The sequence below is a fragment of the Pseudomonas sp. LPH60 genome (assembly GCF_030718165.1).
In the GTDB taxonomy this organism is placed as follows: Bacteria; Pseudomonadota; Gammaproteobacteria; order Pseudomonadales; family Pseudomonadaceae; genus Aquipseudomonas; species Aquipseudomonas danubii.
In genome coordinates this window covers 34,239-49,521 of record NZ_JAVAJH010000007.1, presented here as the reverse complement: position 1 = coordinate 49,521, position 15,283 = coordinate 34,239, and the positions used below count along the sequence as shown (strand labels likewise).

Annotated in this window: 15 protein-coding genes and 2 pseudogenes; 9 read left to right on the top strand and 8 right to left on the bottom strand. The window is 63.9% G+C overall.

Annotation, left to right across the window (positions count from 1 at the left end; all coding sequences use genetic code 11):
- Positions 1 to 59: 59 nt before the first annotated feature.
- The gene (locus tag Q8O96_RS23550; RefSeq protein WP_102864637.1) at positions 60 to 242 is read left to right on the top strand and encodes a hypothetical protein; all 183 of its coding nucleotides are present in this window, start codon (positions 60 to 62) and stop codon (positions 240 to 242) included.
- Here Q8O96_RS23550 and Q8O96_RS23545 read toward each other — a convergent pair.
- Complete coding sequence (locus tag Q8O96_RS23545) at positions 239 to 1,300, bottom strand: AI-2E family transporter (protein WP_305949514.1); 1,062 nt, start codon at positions 1,298 to 1,300, stop codon at positions 239 to 241. The genes Q8O96_RS23550 and Q8O96_RS23545 overlap by 4 nt on opposite strands.
- A gap of 157 nt (positions 1,301 to 1,457) precedes the next feature.
- On the opposite strand from Q8O96_RS23545, the gene yegQ reads away from it, so the two are divergent.
- Positions 1,458 to 2,783, top strand: a complete 1,326-nt coding sequence (gene yegQ, locus Q8O96_RS23540) for a tRNA 5-hydroxyuridine modification protein YegQ (protein WP_102864635.1) — start codon at positions 1,458 to 1,460, stop codon at positions 2,781 to 2,783.
- A 48-nt stretch (positions 2,784 to 2,831) separates the two neighbouring features.
- On the opposite strand, the gene Q8O96_RS31365 is transcribed toward yegQ, so the two are convergent.
- From Q8O96_RS31365 to Q8O96_RS23530, 3 genes and pseudogenes are all read right to left on the bottom strand, one after another.
- Positions 2,832 to 3,587: a methyl-accepting chemotaxis protein gene (locus Q8O96_RS31365; RefSeq protein WP_371826207.1), complete on the bottom strand. Its 756-nt coding sequence runs from the start codon at positions 3,585 to 3,587 to the stop codon at positions 2,832 to 2,834.
- 102 nt (positions 3,588 to 3,689) lie between these two features.
- Positions 3,690 to 4,421, bottom strand: a pseudogene (locus tag Q8O96_RS31360) (cache domain-containing protein); the annotation flags it as partial.
- A gap of 265 nt (positions 4,422 to 4,686) precedes the next feature.
- The gene (locus Q8O96_RS23530; protein ID WP_162884150.1) at positions 4,687 to 6,003 is read right to left on the bottom strand and encodes a Na+/H+ antiporter family protein; all 1,317 of its coding nucleotides are present in this window, start codon (positions 6,001 to 6,003) and stop codon (positions 4,687 to 4,689) included.
- An 82-nt stretch (positions 6,004 to 6,085) separates the two neighbouring features.
- Between Q8O96_RS23530 and Q8O96_RS31355 the strand changes: the two are divergent.
- Positions 6,086 to 7,639, top strand: a pseudogene (locus Q8O96_RS31355) (HAMP domain-containing protein); the annotation flags it as partial.
- Positions 7,640 to 7,741: 102 nt separating this feature from the next.
- Positions 7,742 to 8,497: a methyl-accepting chemotaxis protein gene (locus tag Q8O96_RS31350; RefSeq protein ID WP_371826206.1), complete on the top strand. Its 756-nt coding sequence runs from the start codon at positions 7,742 to 7,744 to the stop codon at positions 8,495 to 8,497.
- Between the two features lie 167 nt (positions 8,498 to 8,664).
- On the opposite strand, the gene Q8O96_RS23520 is transcribed toward Q8O96_RS31350, so the two are convergent.
- From Q8O96_RS23520 to Q8O96_RS23505, 4 genes are read right to left on the bottom strand one after another with little or no spacing between them, the layout of a single operon-like run.
- A complete protein-coding gene (locus Q8O96_RS23520) occupies positions 8,665 to 9,978 on the bottom strand; it encodes a sensor histidine kinase (protein ID WP_102864631.1) in 1,314 nt (437 codons plus the stop codon).
- A complete protein-coding gene (locus Q8O96_RS23515) occupies positions 9,975 to 10,643 on the bottom strand; it encodes a response regulator transcription factor (RefSeq protein WP_102864630.1) in 669 nt (222 codons plus the stop codon). The genes Q8O96_RS23520 and Q8O96_RS23515 overlap by 4 nt, the downstream gene beginning before the upstream one ends.
- A complete protein-coding gene (locus Q8O96_RS23510; RefSeq protein WP_102864629.1) occupies positions 10,643 to 10,957 on the bottom strand; it encodes a PepSY domain-containing protein in 315 nt (104 codons plus the stop codon). The genes Q8O96_RS23515 and Q8O96_RS23510 overlap by 1 nt, the downstream gene beginning before the upstream one ends.
- Positions 10,957 to 11,277, bottom strand: coding sequence for a PepSY domain-containing protein (locus tag Q8O96_RS23505; RefSeq protein ID WP_305949513.1), 321 nt, complete (start codon positions 11,275 to 11,277; stop codon positions 10,957 to 10,959). The genes Q8O96_RS23510 and Q8O96_RS23505 overlap by 1 nt, the downstream gene beginning before the upstream one ends.
- Positions 11,278 to 11,438: 161 nt before the next feature.
- On the opposite strand from Q8O96_RS23505, the gene Q8O96_RS23500 reads away from it, so the two are divergent.
- The 5 genes from Q8O96_RS23500 (at position 11,439) to ddpX (ending at position 15,136) form a co-directional block, all read left to right on the top strand.
- Entirely contained in the window at positions 11,439 to 12,518 is a 1,080-nt protein-coding gene (locus Q8O96_RS23500; protein WP_305949512.1) for a patatin-like phospholipase family protein, read from the top strand.
- 128 nt (positions 12,519 to 12,646) lie between these two features.
- Positions 12,647 to 13,003, top strand: coding sequence for a 6-carboxytetrahydropterin synthase QueD (gene queD, locus Q8O96_RS23495; RefSeq protein ID WP_011062303.1), 357 nt, complete (start codon positions 12,647 to 12,649; stop codon positions 13,001 to 13,003).
- A gap of 34 nt (positions 13,004 to 13,037) precedes the next feature.
- On the top strand, positions 13,038 to 13,544 hold the full coding sequence (locus Q8O96_RS23490) for a nucleoside 2-deoxyribosyltransferase (RefSeq protein WP_305949511.1): 507 nt from the start codon (positions 13,038 to 13,040) through the stop codon (positions 13,542 to 13,544).
- Between the two features lie 141 nt (positions 13,545 to 13,685).
- The gene (locus Q8O96_RS23485; RefSeq protein ID WP_250330036.1) at positions 13,686 to 14,546 is read left to right on the top strand and encodes a MurR/RpiR family transcriptional regulator; all 861 of its coding nucleotides are present in this window, start codon (positions 13,686 to 13,688) and stop codon (positions 14,544 to 14,546) included.
- A 32-nt stretch (positions 14,547 to 14,578) separates the two neighbouring features.
- Complete coding sequence (ddpX, locus tag Q8O96_RS23480; RefSeq protein ID WP_305949510.1) at positions 14,579 to 15,136, top strand: D-alanyl-D-alanine dipeptidase; 558 nt, start codon at positions 14,579 to 14,581, stop codon at positions 15,134 to 15,136.
- The last annotated feature ends 147 nt before the right edge of the window (positions 15,137 to 15,283 follow it).

Below are 15,283 nucleotides of genomic sequence, written 5' to 3'. Positions count from 1 at the left end.
GATTTTTCGTAGCACTTGAGGCTTTGTAAGGTAACTCCTCGCCAATCGAGGAGGTTGTCATGCCCAAGGTTCAGATCATGTCCGTTATCGGCAGTGCCGTCCCCGCGTCGCTCAGGCAACTGGGCTTGCTGGCCTGCTGGTACCTGGTACGCGACGGCGAAGCCGTCAGCGGCCCGCTGACCTCCCTGCCCGCCGCCCAGGCCCTGTCCAGGCAACTCGATCTGCACAGGGTCCACTGCTAAGGCAACTGCACTCGAGGCCGGGTTTCGACGAACAGCGCCCAACTGGACATGAACAGCGCGGCGATCAAGGGCCCGATGACAAACCCGTTGAGGCCGAAGATCGCCAGCCCGCCCAGGGTCGAGATCAGAATCAGGTAGTCCGGCATCTTGGTGTCCTTGCCCACCAGGATGGGCCGCAGCAGGTTGTCCACCAGGCCGATCACGAACACCCCGAACACCCCCAGCACTACCCCTTGCCAGATCGCTCCGCTGATCAGGAAGTACGCCGCCACCGGCCCCCAGACAATCCCCGCCCCCACCGCCGGCAGCAATGACAGAAATGCCATCAGCACCGCCCACAACAAGGCACTGGGAATATCCAGGAACCAGAAGATCATTCCACCCAGGGCGCCCTGGGTCACCGCCACCAGCACATTGCCCTTGACCGTAGCCCTTACCACCCGATTGAACTTCAGTTGCAGCCGGAGTTTCTGGTACTCGGCCAGGGGCACGGCGGTGCGGATCTTGCGCGCCAGTTCGGCGCCATCACGCAAAAAGAAGAACAGCAGGTAGAGCATGATGAAGAAGCTCACCACGAACTCGAAGGTGCCCTGACCGAAGCTGAACGCCTGGGTCGCCAGGTACTGACTGCCCTGCATCGCGCTCTTGACCGTCTTCTCCTGCAAGCCCTTGAGCTCGCCAAGGCCCAAGCGATCCAGCAGGTGCTGAAAGTAGGGTGGCAGGCTGTGCTTGAACTGGGCCAGGTAGCCGGCGATGTCCAACTGACCGCTTTCGATCTTCTTGTACAGCTCGGCCCCTTCCTGGACCAGCAACACACTGGTGATGATCACCGGCAAGATGGCGATCACCAGGCAGATCAGCAGGGTGCACAAGGCCGTGAGATTGCGCGGCCAGCCGAACTTCAATTGCAGACGGCGCTGCAAGGGAGCAAAGACGATGCCCAGGATCACCGCCCAGAACAGTGCTCCGTAGAACGGCAGCAAAATCCAGATGAACGCCACCGTCACCAGGACCAGTAACAGCAGCAGGCTTTTGTTTTGCAGGTTGTTTTGATTCATGTCCGATCCAGATCAGTCAACGCCCCATCACGGCGTCCTGAGGTTAGTCCGCAGCCGTGATGCCGAGTGCGTTTTTTCTGCATCAGACATAGATCCAGATCAATGAATGCCCGCCAGCACTGGCTTACCCTCGCGACCTTTTGCGACCGACAGCCCCATGACGCTCCTCGCCAAGCCCGAACTCCTGGCCCCCGCCGGCACCCTGAAAAACATGCGCTACGCCTTCGCCTACGGCGCCGATGCGGTGTACGCCGGCCAACCGCGCTACAGCCTGCGGGTGCGCAACAACGAATTCGACCACGCCAACCTGGCCCTCGGTATCCGCGAGGCCCAGGCCCAGGGCAAGCGTTTCTACGTGGTGGTCAACATCGCCCCGCACAACGCCAAGCTCAAGACCTTTCTCAAGGACCTGGAGCCTGTCATCGAGATGGCCCCGGATGCGCTGATCATGTCCGACCCGGGGCTGATCATGCTGGTGCGCCGGCACTTCCCGGCCATGCCGATCCACCTCTCGGTGCAGGCCAACACGGTGAACTGGGCCAGCGTCGAATTCTGGCAACTGCAAGGGCTGACCCGGATCATCCTGTCCCGGGAACTGTCCCTGGAAGAAATCGAGGAAATCCGCCAGAAAGTGCCGGCCATGGAGCTGGAAGTCTTCGTCCACGGCGCCCTGTGCATGGCCTATTCCGGACGCTGCCTGCTCTCGGGCTACATGAACAAGCGCGACGCCAACCAGGGTACCTGTACCAACGCCTGCCGCTGGAAATACAAGGCCGAAGCAGCCACCGAGAACAACCTCGGGGACATCGTCCAGACCTTCCAGCCGGAGCCGACCCTTGGCCTGGGGGCACCCACCGACCAGGTGTTCCTGCTCCAGGAAGCCAATCGCCCGGACGAGCTGATGCCGGCCTTCGAGGACGAGCACGGCACCTACATCATGAATGCCAAGGACCTGCGGGCGGTGCAGCACGTGGAGCGCCTGACCCGCATGGGCGTGCACTCGCTGAAGATCGAGGGCCGGACCAAATCCCACTTCTACTGCGCGCGCACCACCCAGGTGTACCGCCGGGCCATCGACGACGCGGCGGCCGGGCGCGAGTTCGACCGCAGCCTGATGAACGATCTGGAATCCCTGGCCCAGCGCGGCTACACCGAAGGCTTCCTGCGGCGCCATGTACATGACGAGTACCAGAACTACCAGAACGGCAGCTCGGTGTCGGAACGCCAGCAGTTCGTCGGCGAACTCACCGGCGAACGCCGTGACCGTCTGGCAGAAGTGAAGGTGAAGAACCGTTTCGCCCTGGGCGATCACATGGAACTGATGACCCCCAAGGGCAACTTCCATTTCGATCTGCACGAACTGCAGAACGCCAAGGGCCAAGCCATCGAAGTCGCCCCGGGGGATGGCCACACCGTGTACCTGCCGATCCCCGATCAGGTGGACCTGCGCTTTGGTCTGTTGATGCGCGACATCAGCGCCTGAAGCGCAGCGCTCTTGCCAGCCGCCCCGGGCGGCTGGCTGAGCACAACATCAGATCCGGAACTGCCCCACCAACCGACCCAGGCGCTGCCCCAGGTCCGCCAGGCTGCGTGACGTCTGGGCCCCGCGCTGGGTTTCATCGGCCACGCTGTCCACCGCCACGGCAATCTGATGCACGCTGCGGTTGATCTCCTCGGCCACTGCGGTCTGCTCTTCGGCGGCACTGGCAATCTGCGCGTTCATCGAATTGATGGTGCCAATCAGCTGGGCCATGGTGTCCAGCGAGGCACCGGCCTCGTTGGCTTTCACCGAGGTGCCATCGCCGGCGTCGCTGGAGCGGCGCATGGCGTCCACCGCCACCCGGGTGCCCTGCTGCAGGCGATCGATCATGCCCTGGATTTCCTGGGTGCTTTGCTGGGTACGGCTGGCCAGGGCCCGCACTTCATCGGCGACCACCGCGAAACCGCGCCCGGCCTCCCCGGCCCGGGCCGCCTCAATGGCCGCGTTCAGTGCCAGCAGGTTGGTCTGCTCGGCGATGGAGCGGATCACATCCAACACGCTGACGATCGACGTCACGTCCTGCTGCAAGCTGTCCAGGGAAGTGCCGCTGTTGCGAATATCGCTGACCAGGGCATGGATCTGCTGAATGCTGCCATCCACCACGCGCTTGGCCGCCTGGCCTTCCTCATCGGTCTGTTGCGCCGCCACCGCCGCCCCCTGGGCACTGCGCGCCACTTCCTGGGCAGCCGAAGACATTTCATTGATCGCCGTGGCCACCTGATCGGTCTCGTGACGCTGACGCTCCATGGCCTGTTCCGAACGCTGGGCCTGATCCGAAACCTGGGTCACCAGCTCGGTGAGCTGCCCGGTCATCTCGGTGATCTGGCGCACCAGACCGTGGATCTTGTCGACAAAACGGTTGAACGAACCGGCCAGTTCTCCCAGTTCGTCCTGGCTGGTGATCGCCAGACGCCGGGTCAGGTCGCCTTCGCCGGCGGCGATGTCATCCAAGTTGGCCTTCATCAGGTTCAGCGGCCGCAGCATGGTGTTGGCCACCAGCAGGCCCAGGGCCGCAATCACCAGCAGCACCACCGCGGCGATCCCGAGGATGCTCAGGACCATGCCTTCCATGCGTTGGTTGACGCTGTCCTGGACCGCCGCCACCTGGGCGTCGATGCCGTCGAGATTGACCGAGGTGCCCAGCACCATGTCCCACTTGGGCAGGTACTCGGTGTAACCCAGCTTGGGCACCAGCACGTCGCTGCCCGGCTGGGTCGAGCTGTATTGCACGTAATGGCTGCCGTCCTTGCCCACGCGCACCAGCTCGCGGTTGACATAAACGCCGTTGGGGTCGCGATTGTCCTTGAAACTCTTGCCCACGCCGTCCGGGCTGTTGCCCTTGAACAGGCGGACGGTTTCGGAGTCGTAGCCGAAGAAGTAGCCGTCCTTGCCGTAAGTGATGTTGGACAGCAGCTTGACCACCTCGGCCCGGGCCGCCTGATCCCCGGGCGCCGCCGCGTCATACAGGGGCTTGATCGTGTTCAGGGCGACTTCGACATAGCTCTGCAGCGTGGTCTTGGCCTCGCCCAGCAGACGACTACGGGTTTCCTCAACCTCTTTCTGGGCCTGCTGGCGCAACATGAACACCGTGCTCAGGCTGATCACCAGCGCGAACAGCAGTACCGGGAGTACCGCCAGGGACAGGACTTTGGCCTTCAGGCTCAAGCGCATAGTGGGCTCACTCTTGGTTTTTTATTGGTGTGATAAGCCGTTAACGGCACACCAAAACAAAAGTTGAGCCCGACCTCACAGGAGCGGGCCTGCCGGTTAGAGGGCCGGCAGACCCTGCAGCGCCTTGAAGGACGCCTTCACCGGCAAGCCGGCTCCGGCATAGAGAGGGATGGAATCAGAGGACCATGGCCGCGACCCAGCCAAAGGCCAGCAGCGGCAGGTTGTAATGCAGGAAGGTCGGGACCACGGTGTCCCAGATATGATGGTGCTGACCGTCGATGTTCAGCCCCGAGGTCGGGCCCAGGGTCGAATCCGAGGCCGGCGAGCCCGCGTCACCCAGCGCCCCGGCGGTGCCCACGATGCAAACGATCGCCAACGGGCTGAAACCCAGCTGCACGCACAAGGGCACGAAGATCGCGGCCAGGATCGGCACCGTGGAAAACGACGAACCGATGCCCATGGTCACCAACAGCCCCACCAGCAACATCAGCAAGGCCCCCACGCCCTTGCTGTGGCCGATCCACGCCGCCGAGGCTTGCACCAGGGAATTGACCTCGCCGGTGGCCTTCATCACTTCGGCGAACCCGGAGGCGGCGATCATGATGAAGCCGATCATGGCCATCATCTTCATGCCTTCGGTGAACAGCTCGTCAGTCTCGCGCCAGCGCACGATGCCCGACACCGAGAACATCAGGAAGCCGCACAAAGCCCCGATAATCATCGAGTCCAGCAGCAACTGGATCACGAACGCAGCGACGATCGCCGCCCCCGCCACCAGCAGGGTCCGCGGGTTGTACTGCACCGCCACCTGCTCGACTTTCTCGATCCGATCCAGGTTGTACACGCGCTTCTTGCGGTAGCTGAAGAACGCAAGCAGCAGGCCGCAGAGCATGCCCAGGGCGGGAATGCCCATGGCGTGGGTGACATTGATATGGCTGATATCCACCCCGCTGCGGGCCACGTTGGCCAGGAGGATCTCATTGAGGAAGATGTTGCCGAAGCCCACCGGCAAGAACATGTAGGGGGTGATCAGGCCGAAGGTGATGACGCAGGCGATCAACCGCCGGTCCAGTTGCAACTTGGTCAGTACATAGAGCAGCGGCGGCACCAGCAGTGGGATGAAGGCAATGTGGATCGGCAGAATGTTCTGCGAAGCAATCGCCACCACCCACAACAGGCCGATCAGCAGCCATTTGACCTGGCCGCCGCCGTGGGCGTCCTGGCGATCCACCAATATCAGGATCTTGTCCGCCAGGGCATGGGCCAGGCCGGACTTGGCGATGGCCACGGCGAAGGCGCCGAGCAAGGCGTAGGACAGGGCCACGGTGGCACCGCCACCCAAACCACTGTTGAACGCCTTGAGGGTAGCCTCGATCCCCAGGCCACCCGTCAAGCCGCCCACCAGGGCACCAATGATCAGGGCGATCACTACATGCACGCGGGACAGGCTGAGCACCAGCATCACGCCAACCGCGGCAATTACTGCGTTAATCATCGTTACCTCATTACTGCGCCGCTAAAAAAGGCGCAAAAGCCTGTGACCGACCGGAAGGCAGCGGGCTGCCGACATCGAGATGAAAGAGGTTCTTATTAGAGGGCGCGCACTTTGCAGCAGCGCAACCAGCTTGTCAAAACCCGCACCCCGCCGCCCGCAGGAGCAAGCTTGCGCGCGAAGCACCCAAGCCCCCCCCGTAGCCGTGGCGAGGGCGCGCGTTCCCGACGGGCTGCACCGCAGCCCCAGAGCCTCACGGCTTATTTCGAACAAGCGTTTAAAGAACGCCGTTCGTCGGCCGTTACAGTGCAAAGTCTCAGATATTTATCGAATAAAGGACGCCTCCATGTCGCTCAGACAACTTTCCATCCAATGGAAGATCACCCTGCTGGCCGGACTCTGCCTGTTGGGCATCGTGTCGCTGTTGGTGGGGCTTTCGCTGTATCGCATGGAGCACAGCTCCGAGCTGGTGAAAGCGTCGAGCATGGAGATGCTCAACGAAGCAGCCCAGGCGCGGATCGAAGCCCAGGGTGAAGTCCAGGCACTGGGCATTCGCCAACAGTTCATGGACGCCTATCAATACGGCCACGGCTTTTCCCGCCAGGTGCTGTTCCTGCGGGAACAGGCCGAGAAACGTTTCCTCGACGCCTTCGACCTGCGTGAAGACCTGACCCGCCAGGTCAAGTCGGCGCTGCAGGCCAACCCCGAGCTGCTGGGCCTGTCTCTGGTGTTCGAAGCCAACGCCCTGGATGGCAAGGACGAGTTGTTCAGCGGCCAGAGCGAATTGGGCAGCAACGAAAAAGGCCGCTTCGCCCTGTACTGGTCCCAACCCACCCCGGGCCAGCTGACCTCCATGGCGTTGCCGGAAAGCGACATGAGCGACACCCGCAGCGGACCCAGCGGCCAACCGGCCAATGCCTGGTTCACCTGCCCGCGCAGCACCCTCAAGCCCTGCGTGATCGAGCCCTACTTCTATGACATCGACGGCCAGAAGGTGCTGATGACCAGTATCGTCTTCCCACTGCTGGTCAACGGCAAAGTCATCGCCTCGCTGTCGGTGGACATCAACCTCAACAGCCTGCAGGCCATCAGCCGCGATGCCAGCCAGAAGCTCTACGCGGGCCAGACCAGCGTCAGTATCCTCAGCCCCGCAGGCCTGCTGGCCGGCTATAGCGCGGATGCCAGCAAGCTCAGCCAGCGCCTGGACAGTGTCGACAGCGTCAACGGCGCCGAACTGATCCGCCAACTGGCCGATAGCACCCAGACCCACAGCCTGCACAGCCAGCAGAAACTCAAGGTCCTCGCCCCCTTCACCCCGATCCCTGGCGGCAAGCCCTGGGGCGTGCTGCTGGATGTGCCGGAAAAGGTCCTGGTGGGTCCGGCCGAAGCCTTGAAAAGCGAACTGGACGCCAGCAACAACAGCGGCACCCTGATGGAGCTGGGCCTGGGCCTGCTGGCTGCCGTGGTGGGCCTGCTGCTGGTGTGGCTGATGGCGCGCAGCGTGACCCGGCCGATTCTCGGCGTGGCGCACATGCTCGAAGACATTGCCAGCGGTGAAGGCGACCTGACCCGGCGCCTGGCGTACAACAACAAGGACGAGCTGGGGCAACTGGCCGGCTGGTTCAACCGTTTCCTCGACAAGCTGCAGCCGATCATTGCCGAAGTGAAACGCTCGGTGCAGGACGCCCGCGGCACTGCCGACCAGTCATCGGCCATCGCCACCCAGACCAGCGCCGGCATGGAACAGCAATATCGCCAGGTGGATCAGGTGGCCACCGCCTCCCACGAGATGAGCGCCACCGCCCAGGACGTGGCCCGCAGCGCGGCCCAGGCGGCCCAGGCGGCGCGGGATGCCGACCAGGCCACGCAACAGGGCCTGACCGTGATCGACCGCACCACCCGCAGCATCGACCAACTGGCCGCCGACATGAGCGCCGCCATGACCCAGGTCGAAGGCCTGGCCGCCAACAGCGAACAGATCGGCACGGTACTGGAAGTGATCCGCTCGATTGCCGAGCAGACCAACCTGCTGGCCCTCAACGCTGCCATCGAAGCGGCCCGCGCCGGAGAGGCCGGGCGCGGTTTTGCGGTGGTCGCCGACGAGGTGCGCAACCTGGCCCAGCGCACCCAGGAATCGGTGGAAGAAACCCGCCAAGTGATCGAGCAACTGCAAACCGGCACCCGGGATGTGGTGGGGTCCATGAACAACAGCCATCGCCAGGCCCAGGGCAGCGTCGAACAAGTCGGTCAGGCGGTCACCGCCCTGCGCCAGATCGGCGATGCGGTGACGGTGATCAGCGACATGAACCTGCAGATCGCCAGCGCCGCCGAACAGCAGAGCGCGGTGGCCGAAGAGATCAACAGCAACGTGGCGACCATTCGCGATGTCACCGAGTCGCTGTCGGAACAGGCCAATGAATCGGCGCGGGTCAGCCAGTCCCTCAACAGCCTGGCCAACCAGCAACAGAGCCTGATGGACCAGTTCCGCGTCTGACCCTGTCCAAAGGCCCTTCGGGCCTTGTCGCAGCCTCGCCATGGCTCGGCAGCGGCTACACCGGCACCAAACCGGATGCTGTAGCCGCTGCCGCAGGCTGCGAACGGCACGCAGAGCCGCCAAGATCCAGAGGCCGCCAGGGTTCGGCGGTCGAGCGCCAGGCAAGTTCAGCGCTTGGGCAGCTCGACCTCCACCCGCAAGCCGCCCCACTCGCTGTCCCCCAGGTTCAGGCGGCCGCCGCAGGCGTCGACTATGTCGCGCACGATGCCCAGGCCCAGTCCGTGGCCATCGGTTTGTTCATCCAGCCGTGCGCCGCGGCTGAACACCTCGTTACGCCGCGCTTCGGGAATGCCCGGGCCGTCGTCCTCCACCCGCAGGCAAAAGCCCTGCGGCCGCTCCTCGACGCTCAGGCGCACCTGGGCATCGGCCCATTTGCAGGCGTTGTCCAGCAGATTGCCCAACAGCTCCAGCAGGTCTTCCCGGTCCCAGGGCAAGCGCAGCCCCGGTGGCGCCTGGTAACTCAAGTCCAGGTGCTCGCCATGGATCATGTTCAAGGTCGCCAGCAAGCCCGGCAGTTCGGCATCGCATTCGAACAGCACCCCAGGCAGTGCATCCCCCGCCAGCCGCGCGCGGTTGAGTTCGCGATTGAGGCGTTGCTGTACTTGCTGCAATTGCTCCAGCAGCACCCTGCGCACCTCGGGGTGACCCTCGAGCTTGGGCCCCGAAGCCAGACTCAGGAGTACCGCCAGAGGGGTTTTCAAGGCGTGGCCAAGGTTGCCCAGGGCGTTGCGCGAGCGGTTCAGGCTGTCTTCGGTGTGGGCCAGCAAATGGTTGATCTGCGCCACCAGCGGTTCCAGTTCAACCGGCACCTGGGCGTCCAACTGCGAGCGCTGGCCCTGCTGCAACTGGGCGATCTGCTCCCGTGCGGTCTCCAGGGGACGCAAGGCCCGGCGCACGGTAATCCGCTGCAGCAGCAGAATCAGCAGCAACCCGGCCAGCCCCAGGCCAAGACCGACCTGACGCATGCGCTGGAAGCTCTCGCGCACCGGGGTGTAATCCTGGGCCACGCTGATGGAAATCGATTGCCCGAGGCGCTTGTAGTCGCTGCGCAGCACCAGTAGCTGCTGACCTTCCGGCCCCAATTGCAGGTCGCTTTGCAGGCCGGCGCGCTCCAGCTGCGGCAGCTCCTGATCCCACAGGGAACGAGAACGCCAATGCACATCAGCGAAATCGATACGGAAGTAATGCCCGGAAAAGGGCCGTTGATAGGCAGGCGACAGGCGACGCTCGTCCAGTTGCAAACCTTGCGGGCCCCGGACCAACGCCAGCAGCAGGCTTTCGCTGTCTTCCTGAAGTCCCGCCTCCAGGTAACGCTGCAGGCCCACCTCAAACAGCCAGAGGCTGGTCTGCGCCAATACCAGACCGACCACCAGCATCACCGTGATCAGGCCCAGACTCAGGCGCCGCTGGATCGACCTCACGAATCACTCCCGCCGAACAGGTAGCCCTGGCCGCGGCGGGTTTCGATCACGCTGCGCCCCAACTTGCGCCGCAGGTGATTGACGTGGACTTCAAGGACATTGGAATCGCGTTCGGTTTCACCGTCGTACAGGTGCTCGGCCAGATGGCTTTTGGACAGGATCTGCTGCGGGTGCAGCATGAAGTAGCGCAACAGACGAAATTCCGCGGCGGTCAGCAACACGTCCTGGCCATCACGGACCACGCATTGGCGGCCTTCATCCAGGTGCAGCCCGGCGGCCTGCAAGGTCTGCTGATTGGCCTGGCCGTGGGAGCGACGCAACAGCGCCTGCACCCGCAAGTGCAACTCCTCGGGGTGAAAAGGCTTGCTCAGGTAATCGTCGGCGCCAGCCTTCAGGCCCTCAATGCGCTCGGCCCAGGAGCCGCGGGCGGTGAGAATCAGCACCGGGGTCGCCAGACCACCGGCGCGCCATTGACGCAGCACCTCAAGCCCCGGGACCCCGGGCAGGCCAAGGTCGAGAATGATCAGGTCATAGGGCTCACTGGCACCCTGGTACAGGGCATCGCGGCCGTCGGCCAGCCAGTCCACCGCGTAGCCCTGGAGTTTCAAGCCCTCCAGCAGTTCATCGGCCAGGGATACGTGATCTTCCACCACAAGCAGGCGCATCAGTCGTCTTCCTCATCTTTCAACAGGCGCCCAGTGGCGGCATCCAGGTCCAGCTCACGGACCACGCCGTCCAGGGTCAACAGCTCAACCTCATAAATGTACACATCATGTTTTTCTTCCAGTTCGGCTTCCAGCAACTTGGCGCCAGGATAGCGGTCCATGGCTTGCTGCAGGAGTTGCTCCAGGGGCAGGATCACCCCCCGCTGGCGCAGGCGCAGGGCCTCGTCCTGGTCCAGATCGCGGGCCACGGCCAGGGAGCAGAATAGCAACAGCGCCAGGGCCACCCGGCTGCCGGCGCGCATTGTCGAGTTCATTAAGTGTCCTGATGATCCTTGAGTACCTGGCCGGTCACGGCGTCCAGCTCCAGGTCCCACTCCAGCCCTTGCGGGTCGCGCAGTTCAACCTGGTAGATGTACTTGCCGTACTCCTCTTCCAGCTCGGTTTCACTGATGCTCGCCCCAGAATGCCGGGACAGGGCCGTGGCATTGAGTTTTTCAAAGGACACAATGGTACCAGCGTCGCGCAGCCGCAGGGCTTCGTCCGGGCCCAAGTCGCGGGCATGGGCCAGGCTGGCGGCCAGGCTGGTGGTCAGAGCAATCAGGCTGGCGCTGAACAGCGCGGTCAGGGTTTTCATGGCAGGTCTCCAAGGTCAGTGGCCAAAGGCCGATGGCGCCGACGATACCCAAGGCAACTTAATTGAAACTGAATCGCCATCATGGCCCTGACACAAGTTTCACTCGGCCCGAAGCGCCCGGGTTCTCTATACTCGGCGGCTGATTCAAGAGTGAGCCCGGTATGACCGCCATCCATATCAAGTTTCCCGCCCTGACCCTCAAGGCCGGCCCTCGCGCCCTGGCCCGCATCCGCCGCCAAGGCCTGCACGCCGGTGAAGTCGGCACCTTGCCGGGCGCTGCCGGCGGGCCCAAGGCCCTGGGCATTCAGGGCCTGGACCTGGCGCTGTTCGGCGAATGGCTGCCGGCGGTGCCCCGCGAACGCTCGCTGATCGGTGCCTCGGTGGGTTCCTGGCGCTTCGCCAGCGCCTGCCTGCCGGACGCCGCCGAAGGCATCCGTCGCCTGGGCCAGCTGTACAACGCCCAGAGTTTCGCCAAGGGCGTGACCATGGCGCAGATCAGCCACAGTTCGCAGCGCATGCTCGACGACCTGCTCGATGGCCGCGATGCGTCGATCCTCGACAACCCTCACTACCGACTGAACATCATGGTGGTCAAAAGCCACGGCCTGCTGGCAGACGATCACCGCGGGCGCCTCGGCCTGGGCCTGTCTTCGGTGATCGCCGACAACCTGCGCGGCCGCGCGCGCCTGTCCCGGCACTTCGAACGCCTGGTGCTGCATGACCCGCGCCTGGCACCGCCGCTGCACGCCCTGGAAGACTTCCCTTCGCGCTTCGTGCCTCTGGATCGCAGCAACCTGCGCCAGGCGCTGCTGGCCTCGGGCTCGATCCCCATGGTCATGCAGGGCGTGCGCGAACTGCCCGGCGCCGGGGCCGGCACCTTCCGCGACGGCGGCCTGCTGGACTACCACCTGGACCTGCCCTACAGCGGCAGCGACATCGTGCTCTACCCGCACTTCACCGACCGGGTGATTCCCGGCTGGTTCGACAAGACCCTGCCCTGGCGCCGGGCCAGCCCGGAGCGCCTGCGCGACGTCCTGCTGCTGGCGCCGTCGAAGGAATACCTGGCGCGCCTGCCCTACGGCAAGCTGCCGGACCGCAACGACTTCAAGCGCTTCATGGGCGATGACGCCGGCCGGCAGAAATACTGGCGCAACGCCATGGACGAAAGCCGGCGCCTGGGCGACGAGTTCCTCGAACTGGCGGCGCAGAACCGCCTGGGCGAACGCCTGCAAAGCCTGTGAGGCTGCCCCAGGCCGCGCACTGACCCTTTAGTCAGGGTTTTTCCGCAGCCCGGGAGCCAAGCTGATAAACTCGCCGCCTGCCTCAACTCGCCCGCGGGCGACGCCACCTGACAGAGCTGACCGACACTGTGGAAATCTTCAAAGAATTTACCTTCGAATCCGCCCATCGCCTGCCTTTCGTGCCCGAGGGCCACAAGTGCGGCCGCCTGCATGGCCACTCGTTCAAGGTGGCAATCCACCTCAGCGGCGAGGTCGACGCGCACACCGGCTGGATTCGCGACTTCTCGGAAATCAAGGCCATCTTCAAGCCGCTCTACGAGCGCCTGGACCACAACTACCTGAACGACATCCCCGGCCTGGAAAACCCCACCAGCGAAGTCCTGGCCAAGTGGATCTGGAACGAACTCAAGCCGCTGCTGCCGGAGCTTTCGGCGATTCGCATCCACGAAACCTGCACCAGCGGCTGCATCTACCGCGGCGAGTAAGCCGAGCCATCTACAGGTCGCAAGGAAGCTGCCCATGAGCCCACGTATCTACCTCGCCGGTTTCGATGTGTTTCGCCGCGATGCCGTGGCCCATGGCCAATACCTCAAGCAACTGTGCAGCGCCCAGGGCCTGCACGGTCTGTTCCCCCTGGATAACCAGGCCCCGCAGAACCTCTCGCCAGAAGCCACCGCGCAGTGGATCTGCCAGCAGAACCTGGCCATGATCCGCGCCTGCGACGCCCTGCTGGCCAACCTCAACGACTTTCGCGGCCTGGAGCCGGATTCCGGCACCGCCTTCGAAGTGGGCGCGGCCATCGCCCTGGGCAAGCCGGTGTGGGCCTACTTCAGCGGCCCCGCGACCCTGCGCCAGCAAGTACCCCACGACGCCCAGGGCCGCGATGCCCAGGGCTTTGCGGTTGAAGATTTCAACCTGCCGCGCAACCTGATGCTGGCCTGCACCTGGAGCGGTCGTAGCAGCTGTGTGGAAACAGCCATCCGTGACCTCGGGCACTGGTTGAACGCAGCCCCTGCGGTCCACTGAAGATAACCAGCAGCGTCACTTTCTGCCGAAAACGACCCCGTCGGACAAAAGCCTTGTTTTGTCGCGAAGGCCGATGTTATGTTTCTAACACGAATTACAAAAATGAAACTTCAATAACATTTCCCGCGAACGCCTTGCGAGATGGTCATGGACAAGAACAGTTTCCAAATCACCCTGGAACAGCAGTTTGCAAGCCTGACGCCCACCGGCAAGCGCATCGCCACCTACCTGTTGGCCAACCTCCAGCAGTTGCCTTTCGAAACCGCCGACAGCATCGCCCAGCAAGCCGGCACCACGGGGATTTCCGTGGGGCGCTTCCTGCGCTCGTTGGGCTACCGCAACCTGGATGACGTCAAGCAAGGCCTGCGCGGCGATGCCCCGGCCTCCTGGCTGATCACCGACCGGCTCGGCGCCTTTCGCAGCGAAGCCCATCAGGACGACGCCCTGGAGCGCTCGATGCATCGCGAGATCGAGGCCATCCAGCACGTCTACGGCCTGGCCCGCAGCCAGGTGTTCGCCGACATCGTGCGGCAGATCGTCGAGGCCGACGCGGTGTTCATCATCGGCATCCAGTCGACCCGGGGCATCCTCAACGCCTTCCACAGCCACCTGGAATACATCCGGCCCAAGGTCTATTACGTCGACGGCCTGTCGGGCATCTACGCGGAAACCCTGAACTCGGGCTTCGCCAAGCCCTACGCGATCATTTCCGACTTTCGCGCCTACTCCGCCGTCACCCAGACCTTCTGCGAAGTAGCCAACGCCAACGACCTGCCCCTGGCCCTGGTCACCGACCTGCAATGCCCCTGGGCTCGGGACTACCCGCTGGACCTGCTGCAACTGAAAACCGATGTCGGCCAGTTCTGGGATTCCCTGGCGCCGCTGACCTGCCTGTTCAACCTGATGGTGTCCGCGGTGGCCGAGGGCTATGGCGAGCGCCTGGATGAGCGCCTGGCGAAGAACCGAGCGTTGCAGGAAGCCTTCGGCCAGTTCGAATCCTGACCTTCAAGCGTGCCCCAAGATGGAGTGAGTGAGTGAACAACAGCCCCCTTGTCGAAATCGACGCCCAGCGCCACCAACTGGAAATCGACCTGGTCTACGCCAGCGCCGACAACCTGGCCGGCCAGGTGATCTACCGCAACGCCCGCTGCCTGCTGCACAAGGACGCCGCGGCCTGCCTGTACAAGGCCAGCCAGCTGGCGCGCATGGCCGGCCTGGGCCTGCGCATCTACGACGCCTATCGCCCGGCCTACGCCCAGCAACTGCTGTGGCAGGCCCTGCCCAACCCGGACTACGTGCGCGATCCGCGCCTGGGCTCGCACCACACCCGCGGCGTGGCCGTGGACCTGACCCTGGTGGATGAATCTGGCGAGCCCCTGGACATGGGCACCGCCTTCGATGCCATGGAGCCCAAGTCGCACCAGTTCTACCGCGACCTGCCGCCCCAGGTGCAGCGCAATCGCCTGCTGCTGCTGGGGATCATGCTCAGCGCCGGCTTCGAGGCGATCCCCACCGAGTGGTGGCACTACGAGCTGCCCAACGCCGAGGACTTCCCCCTGATCCAGGAGCACGACCAGCCCTTCGAACACTGATCTCCCGTTCCCCAACCGGCCACAACAACAGGCAGCTAACTGCCCCAAGCCGGTCGTACTGCAACACCGCTTCAGCAACAACTGCCCGGTTATAGCTTCTATAAAAAACCTGACGAACTTCCCAACATCGAATGATCAAGGAAACCG